Here is a 22,514-nt window from a genome sequence, read left to right as displayed (position 1 = left end):
ATTTAATACTTGCATCTTATCAATTAAATTCTTGGGATAGGGGATCTTGCAGATGCGCTCCACTTTATTGTGTTTTTCTTTCTATTTGATGCTCTGTTGCCCTAGTGCTTGGGCAGCCACAGAACCAGGTCAGGCAAATACCCACGAGTTTCAACTCGCCAATGGACTCAAGCTCATTGTGCGCGAGGATCATCGGGCGCCTACAGTTGCACATATGGTCTGGTACCGTGCCGGCTCCATCGATGAGGTCAACGGTAAGACTGGGGTGGCTCATGTGTTGGAGCACATGATGTTTAAGGGCACTAACAAAGTAAAGTCTGGAGAGTTTTCTCGCTTGGTTGCGGCAGTAGGCGGCCGAGAGAATGCATTTACCTCGCGCGACTACACGGCCTACTTTCAGCAAGTAGAAAAGTCCAAGCTAGATGAGGTGATGAAGTTAGAGGCTGATCGCATGTCTAACCTCAACTTTGATGATGCGGAGTTTCTGAAAGAAATTCAGGTGGTGATGGAAGAGCGTCGCTTACGTACTGAAGACAATCCCAGTAGCTTGCTCAATGAATCGCTGGTAGCTACTGCTTACATGAGCTCTCCCTATCGTTATCCGGTAGTGGGTTGGATGAATGATCTTGAGAATATGAAAGCTGCAGATGCACGTGATTGGTATCGCAGCTGGTACAAACCAAATAATGCAACAGTAGTTATTGCGGGTGATGTCGATCCACAGCTTATCTTGCAGGCCGTGAAAAAATACTATGGAGTTGCTTCCGCAAGCGCGTTGCCCGAACGTAAGCCCCAGATTGAGCCGCCACAAAAAGGTATTAAGCGCGTGCAAGTGAAGGCGCCTGCAGATAGTGCGCAGTTGGCAATGGCATGGAAGGTTCCCAAGCTGCAGGTAGGAAAATTGGATGATGATGAGCCTTATGCATTAGAGCTTTTGACTGCAGTGCTCGATGGTTATGACAATGCCCGTTTGAATCGCGCGCTGGTGAAGCAAGAGCGCGTGGTAAATGATGTAGGTGTTGGCTATGACATGATCTCCAGAGGTCCGGAACTATTTTTAATTAGAGCTAGCATGGCCAAAGGGAAAACAGTTGAGCAGGCGGAGAGCAGTATTCAGAAGGCCCTAAAAGAAGTGGTTGATAAAGGCATTCTGGAGTCAGAGCTCAAGCGCATCAAAGTGCGCATTCTGTCCGATCAAATCTATAAGCGGGATTCGATCTTTGGCCAAGCCATGGAAATTGGCAGTACCGAGATGGCGGGATTTTCTTGGCGAGATATCGATGTCATGCTGGAGAAGATGCAAGCAATTACCCCGGCCCAAGTTCAAGCGGTTGCAAAAAAATACTTAGTCGATGAGGGGTTGACCATTGCAGTCTTAGATCCCCAGGCGCGCAAGTCTGGTGAGGGTAAGCAAGGAGGTAATCATGCTACAAAATAAATTGATCAAACAAGCTTATCTTGCGATGGTGTTGATGGTTGGGTTATCGACTTCTGCCCATGCAATTCTCCCTATTGAAAAGCTCGATTCTTTCAAGGGGGCTCAAGCCTATTTGGTACAAACTAAAGCACTACCCATGGTAGATATTGAGGTCAGCATTGATGCAGGCGATCGCTATGATCCAGCCTCTAAAAGTGGCTTGGCTTCGGTAGCTGCCCAACTCATGAACTATGGAGCTAAGTCTGATAAAGGCTTGCTGACTGAAGCGCAGATTGCAGATGAGATAGCCGATCTAGGTGCAAACCTTGGCATGTCTGTCGGTGGCGAGCGTGCAACTATGCGCATTCGTACCCTCAGCAGAAAAGATTTACGTGACCGCGCAGTTCAACTAGCATCAGCCATGTTGAGTGCCCCTACTTATGATGCCAAGATTTTGGTACGTGAGAAGCAAAGAATGACGACCGCTTTACGAGAGTCTGAGACTAAACCAGAGGCGGTCTTAGATCGGCGCTTTAGAAAATCTGTTTATGGAAATTACCCATTAGCAAATTCGCCAACAGTCCAATCTATTGCCAATATTAATGCAACAGACTTACAACAGTTTCATAAACAGTTTTACCGTGGCGATCGCATGATCGTGAGCATCGTGGGTGATGTGAGCAAGGCCGAGGCCGCTGAAATTGTTCAAGGTTTATTGCAAAAAGTGCCTCAGTCTGGTTCACCTGTAGCCAAGTTACCCGAGTTTGAGCGCTCACCTGTAGAGCCCTTAAGTCAACGGGAAGTCAGTATTCCATTTGATACTCAGCAAGCGCATATTGCTATGGGTATGACCGCAGTGACTCGTAGTAATCCGGATTACTTTCCATTGTTAGTTGGTAACTATGTTTTGGGTGGGGGTGGATTTGTTTCTCGACTCATGTCAGAGGTTCGTGAAAAGCGTGGCTTAGCTTATAGCGTATCAAGTTACTTTGCTCCCGGTAAGGATGTGGGGATCTTTCAAGCAGGCTTGCAGACAAAGAGTGACCAGGCAGCTTTGGCGCTAGAAGTTTTGAGTACAACCATTGCGCAATTTATTGCTAATGGCCCTACCCAAACTGAACTCGAAGCCGCTAAGGCAAATTTGATGAATGGCTATCCTTTAAGAATTGATAACAACCGCAAGTTACTCGATAACGTATCTTCCATTGCTTGGAATAATTTGCCGCTCGATACGATGGAGACTTGGACTAAACAGGTTGAAGCGGTCAGCTTGGAGCAGGTAAGGGCAGCGTTTCAACAATACTTAGCCATGGATCGGATGAAGATTGTGATCTTGGGGGCTAAAAATAAGTAAGCCTGCAAAATCAATGCAGCCTGGGAAATCAGGCAAGCAAGCAGAGTTACCGCAGAAAATTCGTATTATTGGCGGTGTCTGGCGTAGTCGTTTACTGAGTGTATTGGATGCACCTGGTCTACGGCCCAGCACGGATCGGGTTCGTGAGACCTTGTTTAATTGGCTAGGACAGGATCTCGTGGGCTTGCGTTGCTTGGATTTGTTTGCCGGCACTGGCGCCCTAGGTTTTGAAGCTGCTTCACGACAGGCGCATTCGGTGACTCTCTTAGAAAAAGACAAGAAAGCCTATACCAAGCTATTGGCTAACTTTGCATTACTACAGTCATTTCCTGCTCCTGGAGTAGTGCAGATTTTGCACAGAGACAGCTTGGAGTTTTTAAAGCAACAAGCCGACCGCTCTAGCAATTTGATTTTTATAGATCCCCCTTTTCAGGAAGAAGGTTTATTAAATCAAGCGCTTGTGGAGGCCGCTCGACTTTGTGACGATAGAGTTGGCGGGGGAATTTACGTAGAGTTTCCTGCAAGTCGTTCACGTGAGCAGCTTGAGGCCTTAGTGCCAGATTGGTGTTGTGATAAGTACTTAGAGGCTGGTCAGGTAAAAGCTTGTCTATTTCGTAGCAGAAGGGACTAAACTCTTACTTGTAGTTGATAAAGCCTTAGGAGTGTTATGACTGTTGCCGTATATCCTGGAACATTTGATCCTTTTACTCGTGGTCACGAGGACTTGGTGCGCCGTGCCTCAAGTATTTTTAGCGAACTGATTGTCGGCGTAGCTGATAGCCGTAGCAAGCACCCCTTCTTTAGTCTGGAAGAACGCATTTCCATCGCTAAAGAAATACTTGGCCACTATTCCAACGTCAAGATTGTGGGTTTTACCGGCCTCTTAAAAGACTTTGCTCGTGAACACAATGCTCGTGTGATTGTGCGTGGTTTACGTGCGGTGTCTGATTTTGAGTATGAGTTTCAGATGGCTGGTATGAACCGCTATTTGTTACCCGATGTGGAAACCTTATTTTTGACTCCATCAGATCAATATCAATTTATTTCGGGAACTTTTGTTCGAGAAATCGCTTCAATGGGTGGGGATGTGAGCAAGTTTGTTTTCCCATCTGTGGAAAAGTGGTTAGTGGAAAAGATTGCCGCTGCAAATCGAAGTAAAGAGTAAGGCTAATAGGCAAATCACATGGCTTTAATGATTACGGACGAATGCATTAACTGTGATGTGTGTGAGCCTGAATGTCCCAATGATGCAATTTATATGGGTCTAGAGATCTACGAGATTGATCCTAATAAATGTACTGAGTGTGTAGGCCACTATGACGCCCCGCAGTGCCAGCAGGTATGCCCGGTTGATTGCATACCAATGAATCCGGCATTCACGGAGAATCAAACGCAGTTAATGGCGAAGTATCAAGCTTTAACGGCCACCAAAAAAGCGCTAGCTAAGTAACGCTCAAGAAAACAAGCACTAGCTAATTTGTTTTGGAGTGCAATTGCAGCATCGCTGCCTGGGTATCACCCCTAAAGAATAATGACAGAATCTGTAAGCCATCATCCATGCTGGCATCGATCCGTTTTTGTTCTTCCTGTAAGGGCCTTCTCAATACATAGTCCGCAACATCCATTGGACGAGCGCCTTCCCCAACAAGATCACGAGGGTGACCAATACCAAGACGAAGGCGCCAGTATTCAGGGGTGCTGAGGTGAGCTTGAATATCTTTTAGGCCGTTATGGCCGCCAGTACCACCACCTAGCTTGATGCGCGCTGTTCCTGGCTTCAGATCCAGCTCATCTTGCACCACCAATACATCTTGGGGTGTAATTTTGTGAAAGCGACATAGTGCGCCAACTGCCTGACCACTCAGGTTCATATAGGTGCTGGGCTTGAGGAGAAAAAGATCTTCGCCATCCCACTTGGCTTTCGCAACTTTTCCATGAAAGCGCTTCTCAGTTTCAAAGCGGACATTTAATTGTTTGGCGAGAGCATCCACAAACCAGAAGCCAGCATTATGCCGATCTTTTAGGTGATCTTCTCCAGGATTGCCAAGGCCAACAATTAATTTAGTCATGATTAGTGCTTAAGAATAAAAGTATTTCTGCAAAAAAGAAAACCCGCTGATAAGCGGGCCTTCTCTGTCGCAAATATAAGGCTTAGATAATTATGCTTTGTCCTTTGGGGACTCAGCAGCAGGAGCTGCAGCAGGGGCCGCCTCAGTATCGGCAGATTTCACTGCTGGGATACGTGCGTTAGCTAGTACTGGGTTTTCTTGCTCGATGTGCAATACCAAGGAAACACCTTTTGGTAATGTGAGATCTTTAGCATGAATGCCATGGCCAACTTCAATCTTGCCCAAGTCCACTTCAATGAACTCTGGCAAGTCTGCTGGCAAGCAAGACACTTCCAGTTCTGTGGAGATATGGCTAACTACAGCGCCTTGCAATTTCACTGCAGCTGAGGTTTCAGCATTAATGAAGTGCAATGGAACGCGCATGTGAACTTTTTCAGTCGCAGAAACGCGCTGGAAGTCGATGTGCAGAACCAAAGGCTTGAATGGGTGCATCTGGTAATCGCGCAACAACACTTTTTGTGCTTTGCCGCCGATTTCGAGATCAAGGATGGATGAGTGGAATGCTTCCTTGCGGAGAGCATGGAACAGTGCGTTGTGATCCAACTCAATTACTGTTACAGCGTCTTTACCGCCGTAGATGATGCCCGGAGTTTTACCGGAGTTGCGCAGACGGCGGCTCGCACCCGTTCCCTGTACGCTTCTTTCAAAGGCTACTACTTTCATATTCAATTCCTAAAATTAAGGTTAATTTCCGTTCGCGACCAAACAGAAAAGCCTTTGATTATATCTTGGGAATAGGCGTTTTTGCCTAGAAAAGCCTCAAAACTGCCAAAACAGGACTGAAAACGCTATTTTTGACTTATTCGGCGAACATCGACATCACTGAATCACCCTTGCTAATGCGAGAAAGGGTCTCAGCAAGGATGGGGGCAACGCTTAATTGACGGATCTTGGCTACTTTTAGTGCTTCTGAAGTCAATGGGATTGTGTCGGTAACAACGAGTTCATCTAATTCAGAGGCGGCAATACGCGCTACCGCACTGCCTGAAAGTACGGCATGGGTACAGTAAGCAGTAACGCCCTTAGCACCACGTTCTTTTAGGGCCTCAGCGGCTTTACAGAGGGTTCCGCCGGTATCAATGATGTCATCCATGATGACGCAGTGACGACCTTCCACCTCGCCAATCAGGTGCATTACTTCAGAGACGTTTGCTTTTGGACGGCGTTTATCAATGATTGCTAAATCTGTGCCTAATTGCTTGGCCATCGCACGGGCGCGAACAACGCCGCCAATATCTGGTGAAACAATGAGGAGGTCTTTTTGGGTCTTCTGAGCTTGAAGGTCAGCGAGCAATACAGGGGATGAGTAGATGTTATCTACTGGGATATCAAAGAATCCCTGAATTTGGTCGGCATGGAGATCCATGGTTAAAACCCGCTCAACACCTGCTACCGATTGAAGCATATTTGCTACGATTCTGGCGGAGATTGCAACCCGTGCAGAGCGTGGGCGACGGTCCTGTCTAGCATATCCGAAGTAAGGGATCACTGCGGTTATGCGGCCCGCCGAAGCACGTTTTAGAGCATCAATCATGATCATCAGCTCCATCAGGCTATCGTTCGTTGGAGCGCAAGTAGACTGGATGACTACAACATTCTTACCGCGAACGTTCTCTTGAATCTCTACCTGGATTTCACCATCAGAGAACCGACCTACAAACGCTTTTCCCATCGGGAGATTCAACTCTTTGGCTACTGCATGGGCCAAAACCGGATTTGCATTGCCTGTGAAAAGAGTCAGTAAATCTGAATTGATTGGGGCGGACATAGGAGATTTTGGAATTTTGGTAGGAGTCGAATGGATATCTTTTGGTCGTATCTACAGTGGTTGGCAGGGGAAGAAGGATTCGAACCTTCGCATGCTGGAATCAAAATCCAGTGCCTTAACCAGCTTGGCGATTCCCCTACAGGTCAATCTGAAGAAACCAAATTGTAAGCGGGATTTTTATTTAACCCCCGAACAATTCGACCTATCCATCCTTTTGGAAGATTTTGCAGAAGATTTTCTAGGTTTGCGGTATCCGTCTTAGAGTCTAAGGCGGCAAATACGCTACTTCCAGAGCCGGACATACGGGGCGCCGAGTTTGGCGCTGCCTTATAAATCCAATCTAATGCTTGCTTCACTTCAGGACAATTCCGCACCGCTACTGCCTGACAATCATTCGACTGAAAAGACCTTGGCGATGCAAGAAAGCCATCAATTGTAATCGGAGCGTGATCCCGGGTCAATTGAGGGTCTTGAAAAATCTGTGCGGTCGCAATACCTTGATTGGGGAAGATCACCACAAAGTCTTGAGTTTCCAGGGAAATTGCCTGTAATTTCTCCCCGATCCCTTCTACAAAAGCATTTTGGCCAAAAATAAAAAATGGCACATCTGCTCCCAGTTTTAGGCCAAGTTGGCAAAGCGCATCGATATTGAGATGGATGTCCCAAAGTGTATTAAGGCCAATCAGGGTAGATGCTGCATCAGAGGATCCTCCACCCAAACCCGCTCCCATCGGAAGGTTTTTCTGGAGGCCGATTTCCACCCCGAGCTCGACCTTGCAGTGTTCTTTTAACAATTGCGCGGCGCGAACCACCAAATCTTGTTGTGGAGGCAACCCAGGAATAGGGTTGATACGACGAATCTCATTTTCTGGGATGCGACTCAGCGTGAGGATGTCGTACCAATCAATCAGCTGGAAAACAGATTGCAGTTGGTGATAGCCATCTTCGCGGCGTCCAACAATGTGTAGAAATAGATTGAGCTTTGCGGGGCAGAGGATTTCTATCGCATTACGCATTGTTCACACTTCACTCATTCGGATTATCAAATACCAAACGGATATCAATCGATCCGATATTCGAGCTACGATTCATCGTGAGTTTTTCTAGGCGCTGCGTATTGTTCCAGTTGTAATTTAAAGTCCAGCCATCTTGTGTAATTTTGCTCACTTGACCTTTTACATTTCGTTCAACGCTGGCATTGCCGCCGGGACGAGTTTGTCCGCGCAACCAGTCCGATAAGCCGCGAGCGGGCAGTGGTAGTCCTAAGGTATTTTGTATCAGAGTGTCAGCATCAATTGCGGTAGTCAGTTGCCCATCTCGTTCCAAAATCGCCTCACCAGGTTTAATCGTAATCTTGGCAATGGATCCACCAACGGGATTGCGAATTTCCAAAACATCAGTTTGTGCATCTTGAATCAAGGTAAAGCCACCTGAACCACCTTGATTTTTACCTTCAGTAAGTCCAGTGACCTTCACTGAAAAACGCCCGTCCCATGAGCCTTTGAGGGCGGTATCAGCTACCGACCAGTCTGGCTTTAAACGTTTTAAGGTTTCCTTGAGGGTGGGATTATTGGCATCGAGTTGTTGCCCTTTACGCCACATATCTTCCGCCTCGACTGAACGATTCATTGCCCATAAGACTTCGCCAATATGTGCAGCAATATCTGCCTCAGGTTTCATATTGAAGGCTTGTTGGAGCTGTTCGAGAGCTAATGTATTTTTACCCATTCGAAAGTTGACCCAGCCAAGACTATCTAAGATAAAGCCGTCTCTCGGTGAGATTTGATGTGCTTTGCTGATGAGCTCGAATGCCTCAGGTAGTTTTTGATTGCGATCAGCCAAGGAGTAACCTAATGCATTGAGACTATTTGCGTCGTCGGGGTTCTTGCGCAAAATCTCACGAAGCACTTTCTCCATGACATCAATATGTCCTGATTTTTCAGCAGACATCGCGTAGGTGTAAAGAAGACCGGGATTTGTTGGCTCGGGTTTCAGTACTGAAACAATTTGATAAAAAGCTCTTAAGGCCTCTGATTCATCGGTAGCTTTAGCCAGTAGCGATTGAATCTGCAGCAAGGTATTTTCACGTTGTGCTGGTGTTTGCTGATTTAATAAGGAGACAGCAGGTTTGACTGCATCTGACCAGCGTTGATTGAGGATTAAAAGGGTGATGAGCACTTCCTTGGGCTTGGTCTGCTTGGATCCCGCCAGACCATCCCAGGTTTGGGCAGCCTGCAAGGCTAAATCGGGTGAACCCGCCGTAATGGCAATTTCCATGGCCCTTTGCGCCAAGCGGGGATCATCGAGCTGCCTAGCAAGCTCTAAATAGGTGCGATAGGCTAGACCAGCCTCACCTCGTTGTAAGGCGATTTCTGATGCCAAAACCTCAAATACAGCTTCGCCACTATCTAAGCTATTGGTTCTGGCGATGGCATGACCTGAGAAAAGGCTGATACCAAGCCCGGTTCCGAGCATCAAGGCCCAAATGTACGACTTGAATGAAAATTTGCTCATAAGCACATTCTAATCTCCGAATCTACAATTCATGCATGCCAGAACTCCCTGAAGTCGAAGTTACCCGATTGGGTATCCAGCCCCACTTAGAAGGGCGTAAGCTAAATGCAGTCAAGATTATTGATGGTCGCTTACGCTGGCCGGTACCCAGTAATTTAAGTACATTACTTTCGGGGCAGAAAGTGCTGGGTATAGAACGACGTGGCAAGTATTTGTTGATGGAATTCGATACGGGTTATTTATTGCTGCATTTGGGCATGACAGGAACCTTGCGAGTACTTCCGAGTAGTGATTTACTGAAACCACATGATCGTGTCACATTCGAGTTTGACAAGCTGAGTTTGCGTTTGCATGACCCCCGAAAGTTTGGCGCCGTTTTATGGCATTCAAAATCTAGCGGGCCGGTCCAGAATAATGCGCTCTTACAAAAGCTGGGGGTCGAGCCTTTCTCACCAGAATTTGCTGGCGAGCTTGGTGCGCAGGTTTTATACCGAGACTCTCGTAAACGTAGCGTTGCTGTGAAACAATTTTTATTGGCAGGACAGGCGGTAGTGGGTGTTGGCAATATTTATTGCTCAGAGAGTTTATTTGAGGCCGGCATTCATCCGGCAAAGGCCGCTGGAAAATTAACACGCCCGCAATGCTCTCGATTAGCTGCTGCAGTGAGATTGATTTTGAAAAAAGCGATCGCTGCTGGAGGTAGTTCACTAAAAGACTTCGTCAATAGCGAAGGTGATCCTGGGCATTTTATGGTGCAGACCAAAGTCTACGATCGTAAAGATCAGCCCTGCAAGGTCTGTAAAACCCCAATTAAACAAATTGTGCAAGCTCAGCGCTCAAGCTATTTTTGTCCTCAATGTCAGAAGCGCTAATTAAACACTTCGCAAAAAAACTCATTGCTTGGCACGGCCTAGATGGTCGGCGGGGCTTGCCTTGGCAAAGCGTGCGCGATCCCTATGCTGTGTGGGTCTCGGAAATCATGTTGCAGCAAACTCAGGTAGCTACTGTTCTAGAGCGTTATCCGCGTTTTATGAAACGGTTTCCCACGGTCAACAAGTTGGCTGCTGCACCATTAGATGATGTCTTAGCTGAATGGGCTGGGCTCGGTTATTACACTCGCGCTCGTAACTTACATGCCTGTGCCAATCAAGTTATCAAAGAGTTTGGGGGAAACTTTCCGCGCGATCCTATTTTGCTTGAGCAATTAAAAGGTATTGGTAGGTCAACGGCAGGTGCAATCGCAGCCTTTGCATTTCATGAGCGGGCACCTATTCTAGATGCTAATGTGAAGCGTATTTTGGCGCGCTTGTTTGGCATTGAAGGTGCCATTCAAGAAAAATCGGTCAATGACCAACTGTGGCTCTTGGCTCAAGAGTTGCTTCCTAAAAGTCCAACCGATATGCCGGTGTACACACAGGCATTAATGGACTTCGGAGCTACCTGGTGTACTTCTCGTAAACCGGTGTGTATGAGCGGCACAAAAAAATGCCCTTTTGCAAAAGCGTGTCAGGCTAATTTAAGTGATCAAGTATTGCTTTTACCTCGCAAACCAATCAAAGCAAAATCTCCTGAATTCGATTGCGATATGTTGTTGTTACGACATGGCAATTCAGTGTTGTTACAAAAGCGTCCTGAAAAAGCGATTTGGGGTGGCCTCTGGTCTTTGCCCGAATCTGTATGGAGAGCAAAAGAGAAAAATTTAGCGAGTCATTCTGAAAAAGCCAAAGTCAATTTAACTGCAAAGGAATTATTTAAACTGGTACTACCAAATCAAAAGACCCTCACCACTTTGAAGGCCAGTGAGCCAATTAAGCCTGGCTCAGAAATTAAGCATGTCTTTACCCATCGACGTTTATGGATGCAGATTTGGCACGTATCTTCGAGCAGTGCAACACCATTTTCTGGTGCAGACTTCAAGTGGGTATCCTTACATCAATTAGGAAAGTACGGCTTACCGCAGCCGATTAAGGTGCTGCTACAGGGATTGAGTCTAACTCGCGATGACGACTTAAAAAATTAATCTGGAGTGCAGCCAAATCTTTTTGCGGTAAAAAATGTGCAATGATTCTGCTAACGAGATAGACCGAGCGATGTTGTCCACCAGTACAGCCAATGGCAACCGTGAGATAACTGCGTCCATCTGCAATGTAGTGGGGTAACCATTTTTCAACAAACTGAATGATGTCACTTTCCATGCTGACTACTTCAGGAATTTTCTCTAAAAACTCTCTGACTGCTTGATCCTTACCGGACAAGGGGCGTAAAGCTTTGTCATAGTGAGGGTTTGGAAGGCAGCGGACATCAAATACCAGGTCTGCTTCACTCGGCAAGCCTTTTTTAAATCCAAAAGACTCAAAAATGACCGTGAGTCCCTGGGGTTTATCTTTGAGTAGATCCTGAATCCAAGAGCGCAATGCATGAGCGGGAAGGCTACTGGTATCAATGCTATGTGCTTGTGCACGCAAAGGTTCTAGCAGACTACGTTCCTTATCAATTGCCTCGATGAGGGTGGCTGCCTGAGTTTGTTGGGTTTTACCGGACAGTGGATGACGTCTACGGGTTTCGGAGAAGCGCTGAATGAGGGTGTTGGTATCTGCATTCAGAAAAACGATACGCACCTGATGATGGCGTCGTAAGTTTTCTAAGATCTGAGGTAGCTCTGCAATAGATTGACCCCGACGAGCATCAATAGCCACTGCAACACGCTCGCTCTTTTCGCCTTCTAGGGTTGTGATGAGACTTTCTAGCAAGCTCACTGGGAGGTTGTCTACACAGTCATAACCAGCATCCTCAAAGGCCCTCAGTGCAACTGATTTACCAGAGCCTGAGATACCGGTAATCAGATTGATTTGCATATTAGAGGAGTCTACCCTGCGACTTGGCGGACTCTGCCTCGGCATTCATTTGTAAACGCTGGCGCTCCATAAATTCTTTTAAGGTATCAATGCCGCGCAATTGCAAAATGGTGTTTCGCACAGCAGCCTCTACTAAAACAGCTAAGTTACGACCAGCAGCCACTTGAATTTTCACGGTTCTGATGGGGATGCCCAAGACATTGATGTGCTGCGCCTCAAGAGGTAATCGCTCAAATTCACCATCATTACGGCGAACTAACTGGACAATTAAGCGCAACTTTAATTTACGACGTACGGCAGTTTCACCAAAGATGGTGCGGATATCTAATAAGCCTAGTCCACGAACCTCTAGGAGATTACGCAAGATCACAGGGCAGCGACCTTCAACATAGTCTGGCCCAAGACGAGCAAAATCTACTGCATCGTCGGCCACTAAACCGTGACCGCGAGAAATGAGTTCTAAGCCCAATTCGCTCTTGCCTAGACCTGACTCGCCCATGATTAAGACGCCCAAGCCGAGAATATCCATAAACACGCCGTGCATGGTGATCTGAGGGGCACCAATTTTGGTGAGGTAGGTACGAAGGTGATCAATCACCTCGGCAGCAGAAATCGCTGTTGTAAATAAGGGTGTTGATGATCTTTGGCAAAAGAGTTGAAGATCAGGGTCGGCTGCTTTACCATCCGCGACAATGACACAAGGTGGCGTCTTTGAAATCAAATTAGAGATTTGCTCTTGTCTTTGCTTCTGCTCGAGCTGAGCATGGTAGTCAACCTCTTGTTCACCAAAAATCTGAATTCGACTTGGATGTATTAGGTTTAGGTGACCGACCAAGTCAGAGCTAGCTGCAGCCGCTTTAACGGCCTCTGGAGGAAAAGTGCGATCGGCACCTTCTAGACCACCAATCCAGGAAAGCTTTAAATCTGAGACATTGTCATCAAAGATCTGCTGGGCGGTAACTCCTTCCAGGAGTAATGGCTGGGTTGTCAAACAGATCCCCATGTTTGTAAAAGCTGATATACCTTCTCTGGACTAGCTTCAGAGGAAAGTGACTGGCGAGCATCTTGGTCTGATAAGAGCTGGGCAATCGAGGACAGAATTTCTAGATGCTGTTGGGTCGCCTTTTCAGGAACCAGTAGAAAAATCAAAATAGAAACCGCCTCACCATCGGGCGCGGCAAATTCAATTGCTTCTTTCAGCTTCACAAATGCTGCAATAGGGTGCTTAAGCCCTTTTACTCGTCCGTGTGGGATGGCTACGCCAGCACCCAGGGCGGTAGAGCCCAAGTCTTCACGTGTATTTAAAAAGCCAACGATTGCTTCGGGCTCTAGGCCAGCTTGTTTGGAAAATAGCTGCCCTACAGCCGCAAAAACCTCAGCCCGATTCTGAGCAGGATTATCTAAGGCAATGCGGTCGAGGGTAAAAAGATCAGTCAGGGCATTCATATCAGATGATTATAGGTGCCTTGACACCAGAAATTACTCAAAATGTTTTTCGTGGTGATGATCTTGGATCTTTTCTTTGTGCTTTACAACTTGGCGCTCGAGTTTATCGACTACCGCATCCATGGCATGGTAAAGATCCGCGTTATGGGCTTGTGCAAAAAGCTCTTTGCCCTTGAGATGAATGGTGATCTCGGCTGTTTGACGAAGGTCTTTTTCTTTAGCGTTGTCGACAATCAAAAAAGCAGAGGCATCTAAGACATGGTCAAAGTGCTTGCGAATTTTGGCTAAGCCAGTTTCTAGGTGGGTGCGCATAGATGGGGTAACTTCGACATGACGGCTATTAATTTTTAAGTTCATCAGCAGCTCCTATTCATAACAAAATGCATGCGCAAATAATCACCCGGGGTGCGCAGCAGACCCCTGTAATGTTGTACTTGTTTATATGGAAGTGCACTTCATGAACCTCCAGCGTATCAGCGATTTTGCTGAAAACCAAGGGGTCAGATCATTTTTATTTAATAAATACTCAAAAACTCTGAATATCTACATGCGGAAGTTTTCGCCTAGGTAAACTCTTCTAACAGCATCGTTCTCAATGATTTGGTCTGGCTTGCCTTCCGCCAGCACACTACCTTCACTGATGATGTAGGCGTGATCGCAGATACCTAAAGTTTCACGAACATTATGGTCGGTGATGAGGACCCCAATTTGGCGGTCACGTAAAAAGCGCACAATCCGCTGAATCTCGCCAACTGCAATAGGATCAACACCAGCAAAAGGCTCATCTAACAAAATAAACTTAGGCTGGGAGGCTAAGGCTCTAGCAATTTCAACTCTTCGACGTTCTCCACCGGACAATGAAAGTGCTGGGTTATCCCGGAGATGGCTGATTTGAAGTTCGCCTAAGAGCTCATCTAAGCGATGTGCAATTTCAGCTTTACTTAAAGGTTTGCCACCTTGAACCTGAAGCTCTAATACGGCCTGAATGTTCTCAGCGACGTTGAGTTTTCTGAAAACAGAGGCTTCTTGTGGGAGGTATGACAAGCCCATACGGGCTCGCTCATGGATAGGGAGACGGGTAATATCAGCGCCATCGAGAACGATGTTGCCGCCATCGAGCGGAACTAGACCAACAATCATGTAGAAAGAGGTTGTCTTTCCAGCACCATTTGGCCCCAAGAGGCCAACTACTTCACCACACTTTACTTCCACTGAAACATCCCGCACCACTGTGCGAGAGCCATAGCGCTTCTGAAGATGATGAGCGCTTAAGGTCGCTGGTATTTGACTGCTACTGGAATCCATGGTCATTTTACTAGTGTAGCTTTTCTTCTGGGTGAAAGGATGGCGCGAGCCAAAGGGAGATCTCCAGCTTTGGCATTGGTAGGTGGGAAGACCTGATATCGCTGCGTGACATCGTCGTAGTCAATTTTCCAGCCGCGTAATTGATCTAGCATTTGCATATCCTGAAGACGCTTCAAGCTGGCGTCCCCAGTCAGAGTCAGAAGCTCAGTCTTGGCGTTGTAAGTTACCGTTTGGCCGCGACCCTGCATGAACTCATTAGCTGGCCCTTCACGTCTTTGCCGAAAGCTAGCAATAGACTCGGAAGCACCTTGAATATCCACGTATTCATAACCTTCGGGATCGACTTTAATGTTCCCCTTCTCACCAGTAATTAAAATACTGCCTTTGGTCAAGAGTACTGCGCCATTGAGTTCGTAAATTTGCTGCACATCATTCACTGAAACTTTTTCAGCCTCTAAGATAATTGGTTTATCTTGATCAGCTTTTTCAGCATGAGCGGCTGTCATCAAGCAACCGACCAATAGCGCTAATGACATTGCTATTTTGCGCAATGTCATCATGGCTGCGCTCCTGGCTGTATGCGCTCGATACGACCCTTTACCTGTCCTGATAAAACCATACTCTGTTCTATGTTGTTGAAAATACCGCCATCATTTGAGTGCATGACAGAGATGCCTTGCTCGAGCGTGACGGGTTTATCAGTCTCTACGATGTCATCATTGATCAGTACCTTAAAGTACGAAGAGCGTGCCAGCATGCGTGGTCTTGCAGGCTCAGTTGCTGATGCAGCTTGAGGTGGTCTAAAAATTTCTGCGTTATCCATCAAATCCAAAACAGTCAGGTCGCCATCTAAATGGCCTTTATCCGCCTTGACTGTTACGGCCGATTTATCAGGCGGGAACAGACGAATGCGAGGTGTTTCAATATCGATAGAGGCGTCATCATCATAGTGAATAACTTTCTTGCCTAACACGCGATATTTAGTATTGCCTGATTCATTTAGCGCGGAAAGTGCGCCATTGGTAATGGTGTAATCAGGCTCATGTAAGCGTACGCGCTCGATAGCAGATTTTTCTGCAGGTGTATTTTTCTTGACCAGCCAAAACGTCACAAGAGTCAGTGTGCCCATTAAGATCAAAGGCATGAGGCGTAACAAGTTCCGCCCGATGCTCAATTTGATTTTTTGGGGAGTGAGTGCCATTACCAAAAACCTTAAGCACGCGCCTGAGTCAGTAATTCTTCATAGCGGTTTTGTGCTTTCAAGATGAGGTCGCAGACTTCACGAACTGCACCGCAACCACCGGAGCGAGTAGTAACAAAGTGAGCAATTGCTTTAACGGCATCATGTCCTTGTGCGGGACACACTTTTAATCCTGCAGATTTCATCATTTGGAAGTCAGGCCAATCATCGCCAATGACGGCACAATCAGCAGGCTTCAATCCTAAAGATTGCAGAATATTTTCCAAAGCCACTGCTTTGTTTTCTACACCCATGTGTACATGTTTGATGCCTAATTCTTCGCAACGCGCTAAAACCATTTTGGAGCTGCGCCCAGTAATGATCGCCGTTGGAATGCCAATTTTTTCCAATAGCTTGATTCCAAAACCATCTTGAATATCAAAAGCCTTGAATGATTCCTTGCCATTCTCACCTATCAATACCTGACCATTAGTGAGAACACCGTCAACATCCAATACCAATAACTTGACTGTACTGGCGCGATCCCAAGCTTGGGGGTGCTGGCTTGAGGGGTTGGTATTGTGGGGGGTAAAAGCGCTAGGCATGGGTGTAAATCAATGAGGGATTGAAGGTCTATTAAATAACCTTAGCTGCAAACAAATCATGCAGATTGAGTGCGCCAAGCAGTGCGCCATTCGGGTCAGTGACGACTAAATGATTAATACGGTGTTTCTCCATCATTTCAATGGCTTCCTCTGCTAATAGCTCAGGAGGAATTGTGCGAGGTGCCGAAGTAATCGCTTTTGCTAAAGTGAGGCCATCCAAGTTGGTACTCTTCTCAAGTAGACGACGTAAGTCACCATCGGTAAAGATGCCGGCAACCTGATTTACGCCATCTAAAGCCACTACCATGCCCATACGTTTGGCAGTCATTTCCAATAAAGCCTCTTGTAGTGAAGCGGAAATTGCAATCTTCGGAGTTTCATTAAAGCTACGCATGACTTCACTGACATGCATTAACTGTTTTCGGCCTAAGCGACCTCCTGGATGAGAGCGCTGGAAATCTTCTGCTTGAAAACCGCGGGCATCTAACAAGGCAACCGCCAAGGCATCGCCCATCGCTAATGCTGCTGTCGTACTAGTAGTTGGTGCTAGATTGAGCGGGCACGCTTCTTTCTCAACGCTGGTATCTAAATGGGCATCTGCCAATTTTGCTAAAGCAGAGTTTGGCGCTCCAGTAAGGGCGATGAATTTTGCGCCCGTACGTTTGACGATCGGCACGATAGTCAAAAGCTCATCGGTTTCACCAGAATTAGAGAGGGCAACAAAGACATCGTCCCGAGTCACCATACCTAAGTCACCATGACTAGCCTCTGCCGGATGGACAAAAAAGGCAGGGGAACCAGTAGAAGCAAATGTGGCGGCAATCTTGCGGGCAATATGTCCGGATTTACCGATGCCAGAAACTACGATGCGACCCTTACAAGAATGCAAGAGATCAACGGCCAGCACTAGGGCATCCGCATTGGCGCCTTCAAGGCGATCGCGCATGGTTTGCAGCGCAGCAGCCTCAATCGTGAGGGTGTCACGCGCAAGCTTTAGGGTTCGGTCACGAGTCTTAGCTATCATGGGGTGAGTATATGCCGTCAGTCCTTCAATTAACTCTCATCTTGCTTGCCTCCGGAGTGGCCGGGGTAGTTATTTTCCGCTATTTTGGGCTACCCCCTATTTTGGGCTATTTAGCCATTGGTGTCCTAATTGGGCCTCATGCCCTTGGTTTGGCCAATGATTCGGCCACCGTCAAGTATTTGGCGGAATTTGGCGTGGTTTTTCTGATGTTCTCTATTGGCCTGGAATTTAACCTCCATAAGCTCAGGGCCATGCGGACTATCGTGTTTGGCTTGGGTGGCAGTCAGGTCATTTTGACCATTCTGCTGGCGGTTCCAGTTAGCCTGCTCATGAACTGGATCTATCCCATCTCATGGCAAGCCGCCATTGCTTTGGGGGGCGCACTAGCAATGTCCTCAACCGCGATCGTCACCAAACTGATCTCTGACCGTTCAGAACTTGAAACGGAGCATGGCCGCAACATCATCGGTATTTTGTTGTTTCAGGACTTGGCAGTGGTTTTTCTGCTGATTTTGTTGCCCTCTTTAGGTAAAAACCCAGGCGATCTATTGCTGGCACTAAGCGCGGCATCTATCAAAATTGCAGTGGCGCTCTTTCTCATTTTCGTCATTGGGCAAACCTTAATGAGTCGCTGGTTTAGCTTGGTGGCTAAACTGCGCTCTCAAGAGCTCTTCATGCTCAACCTGTTGCTCATTGTCCTGGGTATGGCTGGACTGACAGAGCACTTTGGTTTGTCTTTAGCTCTTGGCGCCTTCTTGGCCGGTATGTTGATTGCAGAGACGCCCTACCGCCATCAGGTGGAGGAGGATGTTAAGCCCTTTAGGGATGTTTTGCTGGGCCTCTTCTTTATTACAGTTGGCATGTTGCTCGATTTCGAGGTGATTTATCAGCAATGGGCGCTAGTCTTGTTGTTATTGATTGGCCCTTTAATTTTTAAATTTGGCTTAATTACTTTACTTTCCCGTTCCTTTGGTTCTAGTCTTGGTATCTCCATTCGGACGGGTTTGTGTTTGGCGCAGGCAGGTGAATTTGGCTTCGTCTTACTAAATCAAATTGATGGTCTTGACTTGATTGATCCTGCTTTAAGTCAGGCGGTCTTAGCGGCCATGCTGCTCTCCATGTTCGGCGCGCCGTTCCTTATTCAATACAGCGATCGTATTGCGATGCGCTTCTCTAGTAATGAGTGGCTGTTGCAGTCATTGGCATTGACACGTGTTGCAGCAAAGAGTGTCCGCACCGAAAAGCATGTGGTCATTTGTGGATTTGGTCGCTCAGGCCAAAGTTTGGCCCGCATGCTTGATCAAGAAAAGATTCCGTACATTGCTTTAGATATGGATCCCGATCGCGTGAAAGAGGCTGCTGCAGCTGGCGATAACGTAGTGTATGGCGATGCGAGTAGAGAAAACTATTTAGTTGCTGCAGGTCTGGCAAGGGCAAAAGCAGTCGTAATTACCTATGCGGATACACCGGCTACCTTGAAGGTGTTGCACCAGGTTGAGCATTTACGCCCAGGTATGACTATCTTGGTGCGCACTAAAGACGATGCAGACTTAGCGAAGTTGCAGGCAGCAGGTGCAACTGAAGTTGTTCCCGAGTTAATTGAGGGTAGTCTCATGATGGCATCGCATGTATTACTCATGATGGGTGTACCTATGCGTAAGGTTGTGCGTCGTATTACCAGTGCGCGTGAAGCTCGCTATAGCCTGTTACGCGGCTACTTCCGCGGAGCTGCTGATGATGATTTTGGATCCAATGAATCGTGGCGTTTGCATTTAGTAACCTTGTTACCTGAATCCATCAGTATTGGTAAAACACTCGATGAACTGCATCTTGAAAATGAAGGTGTGAGCGTTCAGGCAGTCAGACGTAAAGTAGGTGGCGCCGACTACATTAAGTTAGAGCTCACTCCAGAATTACGTTTGCAGGCTAACGATATCCTTGTGCTCTCAGGCAATTCAGAAGCGACTGATTTAGCCGAATCTAAATTGCTCTGATAGCCTAATTCAACTGATTGAGTTTGAATTATTTTTTCTTTTTAGCGGGGGCAGCTTGTTTGCGAACCAGCAGTGGCGCCAGATAATGGCCGGTAAAGCTAGCCTCATTTTTAGCAACTTCTTCGGGCGTACCGGTGGCAATAATTTGTCCACCACCAGCGCCACCCTTAGGCCCTAAGTCAATAATCCAGTCAGCAGTCTTAATCACATCTAAGTTGTGTTCAATGATGACGATCGTATTACCTTGTTTTTTTAAGGTTTGTAAAACTGTTAAAAGCAGCTGTATGTCATGAAAATGTAGACCAGTAGTGGGCTCATCCAAAATATATAAAGTTCTACCGGTGTCGCGTTTCGAAAGCTCTAGTGAGAGTTTGACGCGTTGCGCTTCACCGCCCGATAAGGTAGTGGCGCTTTGGCCTAGCTTGACATAACCCAGGCCAACATCCAGCAAAGTTTTGAGTTTACGTTTGACGATGGGCACTGCTTCAAAGAACTCATGGGCTTGCTCGATAGTCATCGACAGCACTTCATGAATATTTTTTCCTTTGTAACGAATGTCCAAAGTTTCGCGGTTGTACCGTTTGCCATGACAAACGTCGCACGGTACGTAAACGTCAGGTAAGAAATGCATTTCTACTTTAATAACGCCATCACCCTCACAGGCATCGCAGCGACCACCTTTAACGTTAAAAGAGAAGCGACCAGCTTCATAGCCGCGTTCACGCGCAGCAGGAACACCGCAGAAGAGCTCTCTAATCGGCGTAAATAATCCAGTGTAGGTTGCTGGGTTAGAGCGGGGTGTCCTACCAATGGGGGATTGATCTACGCTAATCACCTTGTCAAAGTTCTCTAGGCCTTTGATGGCATCGTGCGCTGCCGGCTCAGCATTCGAGCCATAGATATGTTTTGCAACTGCGTGGTGTAGGGTGTCATTAATCAGCGTGGATTTACCTGATCCAGACACTCCAGTGACACAGGTCAATAAGCTGACTGGAATTTTGGCGTGAACCGATTGCAAATTATTACCACGTGCCCCAATGATTTCTAAGAACTTGTCATTAACTGGGATACGTTTTTCGGGAACAGCAATCCACTCTCGACCAGATAAATAAGCACCTGTCAAAGATTTAGGATTAGCTTCTACTTCTGCTGGTGTGCCTTCGGCCACTACTTCGCCGCCATGTATCCCGGCACCAGGGCCAATATCAATGACATAGTCAGAAGCACGAATCATATCTTCGTCATGCTCAACCACCAGCACGCTATTGCCTAAATCGCGTAAATGTTTCAAGGTTCCAATGAGGCGATCATTATCACGTTGATGTAAGCCAATGGATGGTTCATCCAACACATACATCACACCAGTCAGGCCAGAGCCAATCTGGGAGGCTAAGCGAATACGCTGGGCTTCACCACCAGAGAGCGTATCCGCACTGCGCTCTAATGAGAGGTAGTCCAAGCCTACATCATTTAAGAAGCGCAGACGCGAGCCAATCTCCTTAACAATCTTATCGGCAATTTCTCTTTTGGCACCTTTGAGCTCGAGTACTTCGAAATATTCTTTTGCTTCTTTTAAAGGCAGGGCACTAATTTGATAAATAGCACGAGATTGTTTGCCTTCGCCTACCTTAACAAAGCGGGCCTCTTTACGTAAACGACTACCGCTACATTCTGGGCAGGTCTGCATATTTTGATAGCGGGATAATTCTTCTCGAACTGTCGCAGAGTCAGTCTCGCGATAGCGTCGTTCGAAGTTCGCAACAATGCCTTCAAAGGCATGTTCACGAATACTGTTCTTGCCACGCTCATTAATGTATTCAAAAGGAATGGTGATATCACCTGAGCCTAATAAAACAAGATCTTGCTGTTTCTTATTCAGGGTCTCAAAGGGTTTCTCAACATCAAAGCCACCATGCTTTGCGAGTGTTTGTAATAGCTTGAAGTAAAACTGATTGCGACGATCCCACCCTTTAATGGCGCCAGATGCTAGGGATAAGTCAGGATGCGCAACGATGCGTTTTGGATCAAAGAAAGACTGGTGGCCTAGCCCGTCACAAGATGGGCAGGCACCCATCGGATTATTAAACGAGAAAAGACGCGGCTCAAGTTCCTGCAATGAGTAAGAGCAGACTGGACAAGCAAACTTGCTCGAGAAAATCATCTCTTTGCCGGTATCCATATTGACAATCATGGCTTTACCATCAGCAAGGCGTAGGGCAGTCTCAAAAGATTCTGCGACTCGCTGCTGAATATCCGGACGAACTTTAATGCGATCTACCACTACTTCAATAGAATGCTTTTCGTTTTTCTTGAGTGTGGGTAATTGGTCAACTTCGAAAATCTCTGCTTTTGCGGTATTGGTTGTGCCGCCACCGGAGCGCACACGAAATCGAACGAAGCCCTGAGCTTGGAGATCTTGGAATAAATCTACAAACTCCCCTTTACGCTCGCTGACTACGGGAGCCAGAATCATGAGCTTGGTATCTTCAGGCATTGCCAAAACGGTGTCCACCATTTGAGAAACACTTTGGGCTTCTAAGGGAAGATCGTGTTCTGGGCAGTGCGGGGTGCCAGCACGTGCAAATAACAAACGTAGATAGTCATGAATTTCTGTGACCGTACCTACTGTTGAGCGGGGATTGTGGCTGGTTGCTTTTTGCTCAATCGAGATTGCGGGAGAGAGCCCTTCAATCGTATCGACATCGGGCTTTTCCATTAACTGCAAAAACTGGCGGGCATACGCAGACAGAGACTCTACGTAGCGACGTTGACCTTCGGCATACAAGGTGTCAAAAGCCAATGAGCTTTTGCCTGAGCCGGATAGTCCAGTCAAAACGACCAATTTCTCTCTAGGGATATCTAGATTGATATTTTTGAGGTTGTGCGTGCGCGCACCGCGGATCTTAATTTCGTTATTCATGAT

The 22,514-nt window shown here is 46.9% G+C and carries 23 protein-coding genes and 1 tRNA gene; 8 read left to right on the top strand and 16 right to left on the bottom strand.

The annotated features are described in order from the left end of the window. Nucleotides 1-52: 52 nt before the first annotated feature. The 5 genes from DN92_RS09820 to DN92_RS09800 are packed head-to-tail and all read left to right on the top strand — an operon-like array spanning nt 53 to nt 4,221. On the top strand, nt 53-1,438 hold the full coding sequence (locus DN92_RS09820) for a M16 family metallopeptidase (protein WP_173961063.1): 1,386 nt from the start codon (nt 53-55) through the stop codon (nt 1,436-1,438). Continuing rightward, complete coding sequence (locus tag DN92_RS09815; protein WP_173961062.1) at nt 1,425-2,771, top strand: M16 family metallopeptidase; 1,347 nt, start codon at nt 1,425-1,427, stop codon at nt 2,769-2,771. The genes DN92_RS09820 and DN92_RS09815 overlap by 14 nt, the downstream gene beginning before the upstream one ends. Nucleotides 2,772-2,784: 13 nt before the next feature. Next, nucleotides 2,785-3,402: a 16S rRNA (guanine(966)-N(2))-methyltransferase RsmD gene (gene rsmD, locus DN92_RS09810; RefSeq protein ID WP_173961061.1), complete on the top strand. Its 618-nt coding sequence runs from the start codon at nt 2,785-2,787 to the stop codon at nt 3,400-3,402. A 36-nt stretch (nt 3,403-3,438) separates the two neighbouring features. Continuing rightward, nucleotides 3,439-3,936, top strand: a complete 498-nt coding sequence (gene coaD / locus DN92_RS09805; RefSeq protein ID WP_173961060.1) for a pantetheine-phosphate adenylyltransferase — start codon at nt 3,439-3,441, stop codon at nt 3,934-3,936. 18 nt (nt 3,937-3,954) lie between these two features. Continuing rightward, the gene (locus DN92_RS09800) at nt 3,955-4,221 is read left to right on the top strand and encodes a YfhL family 4Fe-4S dicluster ferredoxin (protein ID WP_173961059.1); all 267 of its coding nucleotides are present in this window, start codon (nt 3,955-3,957) and stop codon (nt 4,219-4,221) included. Between the two features lie 22 nt (nt 4,222-4,243). Here DN92_RS09800 and pth read toward each other — a convergent pair whose 3' ends face one another. From pth to DN92_RS09770, 6 genes are all read right to left on the bottom strand, one after another. Then, the gene (gene pth / locus DN92_RS09795) at nt 4,244-4,840 is read right to left on the bottom strand and encodes an aminoacyl-tRNA hydrolase (RefSeq protein WP_173961058.1); all 597 of its coding nucleotides are present in this window, start codon (nt 4,838-4,840) and stop codon (nt 4,244-4,246) included. Nucleotides 4,841-4,930: 90 nt separating this feature from the next. Next, complete coding sequence (locus DN92_RS09790; RefSeq protein ID WP_173961057.1) at nt 4,931-5,563, bottom strand: 50S ribosomal protein L25/general stress protein Ctc; 633 nt, start codon at nt 5,561-5,563, stop codon at nt 4,931-4,933. A 136-nt stretch (nt 5,564-5,699) separates the two neighbouring features. Then, nucleotides 5,700-6,668: a ribose-phosphate pyrophosphokinase gene (locus tag DN92_RS09785; RefSeq protein WP_415836337.1), complete on the bottom strand. Its 969-nt coding sequence runs from the start codon at nt 6,666-6,668 to the stop codon at nt 5,700-5,702. A 61-nt stretch (nt 6,669-6,729) separates the two neighbouring features. Further along, nucleotides 6,730-6,806: transfer RNA gene (locus DN92_RS09780), tRNA-Gln, on the bottom strand. Between the two features lie 5 nt (nt 6,807-6,811). Then, nucleotides 6,812-7,684 (bottom strand): 4-(cytidine 5'-diphospho)-2-C-methyl-D-erythritol kinase, encoded by an 873-nt coding sequence (gene ispE, locus DN92_RS09775; RefSeq protein WP_173961056.1) that lies wholly within the window; start codon nt 7,682-7,684, stop codon nt 6,812-6,814. 10 nt (nt 7,685-7,694) lie between these two features. Next, nucleotides 7,695-9,182, bottom strand: coding sequence for a lipoprotein insertase outer membrane protein LolB (locus DN92_RS09770; RefSeq protein ID WP_173961055.1), 1,488 nt, complete (start codon nt 9,180-9,182; stop codon nt 7,695-7,697). 35 nt (nt 9,183-9,217) lie between these two features. Between DN92_RS09770 and mutM the strand changes: the two genes are divergently transcribed. Both mutM and mutY read left to right on the top strand, forming a co-directional pair. Further along, on the top strand, nt 9,218-10,054 hold the full coding sequence (gene mutM / locus DN92_RS09765) for a bifunctional DNA-formamidopyrimidine glycosylase/DNA-(apurinic or apyrimidinic site) lyase (RefSeq protein WP_173961054.1): 837 nt from the start codon (nt 9,218-9,220) through the stop codon (nt 10,052-10,054). Then, nucleotides 10,039-11,202 (top strand): A/G-specific adenine glycosylase, encoded by a 1,164-nt coding sequence (gene mutY, locus DN92_RS09760; RefSeq protein ID WP_173961053.1) that lies wholly within the window; start codon nt 10,039-10,041, stop codon nt 11,200-11,202. Before mutM ends, mutY begins: the two co-directional genes overlap by 16 nt. Here mutY and rapZ read toward each other — a convergent pair. From rapZ to DN92_RS09715, 9 genes are all read right to left on the bottom strand, one after another. Continuing rightward, nucleotides 11,147-12,037, bottom strand: a complete 891-nt coding sequence (gene rapZ, locus DN92_RS09755) for an RNase adapter RapZ (protein WP_173961052.1) — start codon at nt 12,035-12,037, stop codon at nt 11,147-11,149. The genes mutY and rapZ overlap by 56 nt on opposite strands. A 1-nt stretch (nt 12,038) precedes the next feature. After that, nucleotides 12,039-13,007, bottom strand: a complete 969-nt coding sequence (gene hprK, locus DN92_RS09750) for an HPr(Ser) kinase/phosphatase (protein ID WP_415836357.1) — start codon at nt 13,005-13,007, stop codon at nt 12,039-12,041. 17 nt (nt 13,008-13,024) lie between these two features. After that, nucleotides 13,025-13,483 carry a PTS sugar transporter subunit IIA gene (locus DN92_RS09745; RefSeq protein WP_173961050.1) on the bottom strand — a complete coding sequence of 153 codons (459 nt, stop codon included), beginning with the start codon at nt 13,481-13,483 and terminating at the stop codon, nt 13,025-13,027. 33 nt (nt 13,484-13,516) lie between these two features. Continuing rightward, a complete protein-coding gene (hpf, locus tag DN92_RS09740; RefSeq protein WP_173961049.1) occupies nt 13,517-13,840 on the bottom strand; it encodes a ribosome hibernation-promoting factor, HPF/YfiA family in 324 nt (107 codons plus the stop codon). 186 nt (nt 13,841-14,026) lie between these two features. Then, nucleotides 14,027-14,794, bottom strand: a complete 768-nt coding sequence (gene lptB, locus DN92_RS09735; protein WP_173961048.1) for an LPS export ABC transporter ATP-binding protein — start codon at nt 14,792-14,794, stop codon at nt 14,027-14,029. Then, nucleotides 14,791-15,348, bottom strand: coding sequence for a lipopolysaccharide transport periplasmic protein LptA (gene lptA, locus DN92_RS09730; protein ID WP_173961047.1), 558 nt, complete (start codon nt 15,346-15,348; stop codon nt 14,791-14,793). The genes lptB and lptA overlap by 4 nt, the downstream gene beginning before the upstream one ends. After that, nucleotides 15,345-15,989, bottom strand: coding sequence for an LPS export ABC transporter periplasmic protein LptC (lptC, locus tag DN92_RS09725; RefSeq protein ID WP_173961046.1), 645 nt, complete (start codon nt 15,987-15,989; stop codon nt 15,345-15,347). Before lptC ends, lptA begins: the two co-directional genes overlap by 4 nt. An 11-nt stretch (nt 15,990-16,000) precedes the next feature. Beyond that, nucleotides 16,001-16,573: a KdsC family phosphatase gene (locus DN92_RS09720; protein WP_173961045.1), complete on the bottom strand. Its 573-nt coding sequence runs from the start codon at nt 16,571-16,573 to the stop codon at nt 16,001-16,003. A gap of 31 nt (nt 16,574-16,604) precedes the next feature. After that, the gene (locus DN92_RS09715; protein WP_173961044.1) at nt 16,605-17,597 is read right to left on the bottom strand and encodes a KpsF/GutQ family sugar-phosphate isomerase; all 993 of its coding nucleotides are present in this window, start codon (nt 17,595-17,597) and stop codon (nt 16,605-16,607) included. An 11-nt stretch (nt 17,598-17,608) separates the two neighbouring features. On the opposite strand from DN92_RS09715, the gene DN92_RS09710 reads away from it, so the two are divergent. Beyond that, nucleotides 17,609-19,591 carry a monovalent cation:proton antiporter family protein gene (locus tag DN92_RS09710; RefSeq protein ID WP_173961043.1) on the top strand — a complete coding sequence of 661 codons (1,983 nt, stop codon included), beginning with the start codon at nt 17,609-17,611 and terminating at the stop codon, nt 19,589-19,591. A gap of 28 nt (nt 19,592-19,619) precedes the next feature. Here the strand turns inward: DN92_RS09710 and uvrA are convergent, their stop codons facing one another. Beyond that, entirely contained in the window at nt 19,620-22,511 is a 2,892-nt protein-coding gene (gene uvrA / locus DN92_RS09705; protein WP_173961042.1) for an excinuclease ABC subunit UvrA, read from the bottom strand. Nucleotides 22,512-22,514: the final 3 nt, after the last annotated feature.

The organism is Polynucleobacter arcticus, assembly GCF_013307205.1.
GTDB classification, from domain to species: Bacteria; Pseudomonadota; Gammaproteobacteria; order Burkholderiales; family Burkholderiaceae; genus Polynucleobacter; species Polynucleobacter arcticus.
This window is presented reverse-complemented; position numbering and strand designations above follow the sequence as displayed.